A 4,337-nucleotide genomic window follows, 5' to 3' on the forward strand; every position below is an offset into this window, starting at 1 on the left:
GCTATGTCACTGAATACTCGTCCTAGAAAAGCGTTAGATTGGCTTACACCATTAGAGAAATTTGCTCAGCTTGTTGATTATCATAAGGCTTTTGAAACTGTCGCACCTCATGTTTGAATTCGCCCTTTAACCCAAAAGAAATTGATTGCTCTTTATAATTAGCCCTAGCTTTAACTGCATACAATCTTTTCCCTTTTTCCTGTCCCGATAGTATTTTGCCATTATCACGCAATTTAATTAAAGTACTAGAATTACAAGATGTCGCAGCTACAAATGCTTGAGAAAAAGCAAATATAGCAATACTGGCAAGTCTAAGTTTAAATTTTGACTCATATAGTTTTTCATTATTAATTTTTCTAATAAAACTCCATTTCCTTCGTCCAGCATTATACAAAGAATTATGAGTTAGTAGTTGATTAGGGTTTTCAGCCTTTATCATCGCACCTATTGATTCAAGACTTTTCAAATTATGATTTTCATCCAATAAAGTTTTATACTTATCTTTATTATCTAATGTTGAATCTATACTTGTATCAAACACCAAAAAATCATTTATTTTCTGGAAATCAACTATAAAAGGAAGATCTTCATTGTTCATTAATTTTTTAGAAATAGTTTCAAAAAGAACTATATTTTTTGATACATATGTGCTTATTTCCTCCTCACGCCCATCATGATAAAAAGGGCGATATATATCTCTATCCATTAATTTTGTAGCTATTTTTTCTAACTCAAAAATACTAATTTCACAAGCATGAGATAAAAATAGCGCACAACTATGTTGTAATTGATATCCTCTTGCATTAGCGATTCCAACATTAATTCTATTAATTAAAAATTTCGTAAATTCTATATACATATACTTACAAGTATTAATATCTTCAAAATTAGCTTTTTTAAAGTTTTCATTGAGATATTCAATGACATGACCTAAATTCATTAAGTCAGCAATTAAACTAGTATTATTTTTATGTCTATCTATAGTAGACAGAATAAATTCTTTCAACCCTTTGATTCTTGAACAATTAATACTTTTTATATCAACTTTTGTCTCAACTTCAGTTGTATTTCTTCTTGTTCTTGATTCAAAACAATATGAACCGATATCTATGTGCTTATATCGATGTGAATTCTTCTTGATTAATAGAATTAGATTTGGAAATTGATCTTCTGAAATATCATCTATAGTTTCTAGACAATCTTTATGAGTAATATCTACTATAAAAATAGATCTTCCTAGTTTAATTAGATTTCCATTACTTTCCACATTAAGGTTTTTTTCTTTGTTTCCCAATGTAATCAACCTCAATTCACATACTTAAATAGTTCATCTTCTAATTTACTTTGTACACGCTGCCTTTCTTCTTTATTAAATTCATACTTCAAATATAAATCAGTGGTACTATCTGAATCGTGTCCCATCTTTGTTTTAACTTTATTTTTAATCACATTTGGGCTATATCCAAACTCTTCTAACTTTCTCACAAGATTCATTCCAAACGTTGCTCTTAAATCATGAAATCTAAAATCTTGGTAATCAAGATAGTCTTCACATAACTTTTCAAGCACATCACTTAAATTTTTTCTTACAGCATTTCCTTTATAAATTACATACTTACCCGTATACTCGCCACTATCCACTTGATATTTAACATCCAGTTTTTCTCTTTTACTTGTATAGTAAGGGTTCCCCTTTTTTGTAAGAAAAATATAATTATTATCACATTCTCCATAAAAAGATTTTTTTGCTCTTTCTTTCCATTCTTCAGACCCAAAATAATTATCAATTAGTTTTTTTATCTTTAGTGGTAATTCTAAATGATGTTTTTTCCCATTTTTAGTATCTACTCCCGTCTCGTTACCCACAGTTAATTTATATGTTTTTTTATCTGCCATTAAAGGTAAGTTTTTTAAATGCTTTACTCTCAATGTACAGATAGTTTGGATTCTTGCTCCTGTAAATAAAGCTATATAAGTCATTAATTGTAATTCTCTAGTACCATATCTTTCTAAATATTCTAGATATAATAATTGCTCTCTCTTACTTAATGGCCGTAAAGCACCATCATCATATATAAGATTTTCATCCCTATTCGGAGGTGAACCTGCTATTGCATGGTCATGGCTTTTTGTTTCAATTTCTTTCTCATAACCATCTGTGGTAACAATCGTAACTCTTATCAATCGTTCTTCATAAGGTACATAGTCAAAATCTTTGGCTGTTAAAAAGTTCTGTTTAATACAGGTTTTATAAAAATGAATCACTTTATTAATTCTTCTTTTTGCTGTATCAGGTGCAATGACTAAATTTTCTACTTGGTCACGTAAATATCTTTCATATTTAGTAGTTATTCTATTTGATCTAAATTTAGGCAAATCTAAAAAATGAGATTTTCTATCCTCAATAAATTTCAAATAATCAAGAAGATCCGTAGCAAAATTATATAAAATTTCACCATCCAGATCTCTTATCTCTTCTAAGCAATACATAAGATATACGTTTGCTATTTCCCAAATCTCTCCTGAGCTTTGAATAATCATTGGAAAGTTGAATGTAAAAACATCCATTTCTTTTTCATAATGATATTTTTTTAAACTTATATTTTCTTTTAGCGTGAGGTCATCTTGTTCTATAAGGATATTCTTATAAAACTTATTAACCTTCACAATTCTTGCTGAAGAATTTAATTCTGAGTGTCTTCCCATGCACTTAACTCAAGATAGCTTCAATTCAATATAATCCAATTATGCAATTCATTCCATATATTTTAGTGCAGTATCTTCATTCCTTATTATTTAGTGTAGTGTAGGGAAATTTGTCGACTCTTTACGCGCCGTTGCCGCTGAAATGGCCATGGAAGAATTACATGAAAAACGGGTCGACTTCGTACAAAAAGTACAGCAAGTGGTATCTGAAGATCTGCACAAAAATGGTCTGGAACTGGAAACTGTTTCTTTAACTGGCTTAGATCAAACTGGCTTTAAATATTTCAATCCACAAAATGCTTTCGATGCTGAAGGTTTGACCAAACTCACTGAAACGATTGAAGATCGTCGCCGTAAGCGTAATCATATTGAACAGGATACAGATCTGGCCATTAAAGCCAAAAATCTGGAAGCCGAGCAAGCACGTCTACAAATTATCCGTGAAGAAGAATATGCCAAGCTGCAACAGGAACGTGAAATTTCGATTCGCCGCGCTGAACAGTTAGCTGAAATTGCAGCTCAGGAAGCTGCAAAAAAACGTGAAGCGGAAGAAGCTCGTATTGCTGCTGAACGTGAAGTAGAACTGAAACGCATTTTGGCGGCTCGTGATGTTGAAAATGAAAACATTCAGAAAGCCCAGCTTATTCAAAAAGCCCAAGTTGAACAGAAGAAAACGATTGAACTGGCTGAACAAGATCGTGCAATTGCGATTGCAGAAAAATCACGTGCTGAATCTGAAGCCAAAGCTTTAGCTGATCAAGCACGTGCTCAAGCGGTTAAAGCGGAAGAAGAAGTCGTCACTGTCCGCCAGATCCAGCAAGCAGAACGTCAAAAAGCGGTTGAACTGGTTGCAGCGAAAGAACAGGCTGAGAAAGATGCAATTGCCATTACCGTTGCAGCAGAAGCTGGCAAACAGGCAGCAGCTGATGATGCAGAAGCGGTTCGTATTGCCGCTGAAGCCGAAGCTGAAAAAGTTCGCCTGAAAGCTAAAGGTGAAGCGGATGCAAAAGTCTTACTTGCTCAAGCGATGGAGAAACAGTATCAAGTCGATGCTGAAGGTACTCGCGCAGTGAATGAAGCAAATAATGTACTGTCATCTGAACAGGTGGAAATGCAAATCCGGCTAGCCATGCTGAAATACTTACCTGAAATCATTCGTGAAAGTGTTAAGCCGATGGAAAACATTGATGACATCAAGATTCTGCAAGTCAATGGCCTACATGGCACATATGCGGGTTCTTGCCAAGCAGATGCCCATCATGAAGGCGGCAATGTTGCCCTCTCCGATCAGGTGGTGAATAGTGCTTTGCGTTATCGTAGCCAGGCACCTTTGATTGATAGCCTGATGAATGAATTAGGCATTCAGGGTGGTGACATCAATGGGATGACTCAAAGCCTGAAAGCTAAAGCTGGTATAGATAACTAAATACTCAATTTTCGAATTATCATTTAGTTAGACTTTAATCTCCTTTTGCAGCAATTATAAAAAAGCCCTCAATATTGAGTAATGCCAGTCAGTTAAGAGATTGACTGGCATTTTTTTGGGTATTTCTGTGGTTTCCCTTTCACAACTCGTGGGTAGTTTCTACTTCTTTTTTTCGGTAAAACATACCTTTTAGATTTTTCCATTA

At 33.8% G+C, this 4,337-nt stretch carries 1 protein-coding gene and 2 pseudogenes; 2 read left to right on the forward strand and 1 reads right to left on the reverse strand.

What is annotated here, in order from left to right; genetic code table 11:
* Positions 1–117 (forward strand): annotated as a pseudogene (locus FTU01_RS15310) (IS30 family transposase); the annotation flags it as partial.
* Positions 118–1,305: 1,188 nt separating this feature from the next.
* On the opposite strand, the gene FTU01_RS15315 reads toward FTU01_RS15310, so the two are convergent.
* Positions 1,306–2,706, reverse strand: a complete 1,401-nt coding sequence (locus FTU01_RS15315) for a site-specific integrase (RefSeq protein ID WP_180139982.1) — start codon at positions 2,704–2,706, stop codon at positions 1,306–1,308.
* 103 nt (positions 2,707–2,809) lie between these two features.
* On the opposite strand from FTU01_RS15315, the pseudogene FTU01_RS15320 reads away from it, so the two are divergent.
* Positions 2,810–4,132, forward strand: a pseudogene (locus FTU01_RS15320) (flotillin domain-containing protein); the annotation flags it as partial.
* Between the last annotated feature and the right edge of the window lie 205 nt (positions 4,133–4,337).

Origin of the sequence: Acinetobacter sp. YH12043, assembly GCF_013419915.1 — a bacterium.
Taxonomy (GTDB): domain Bacteria; phylum Pseudomonadota; class Gammaproteobacteria; order Pseudomonadales; family Moraxellaceae; genus Acinetobacter.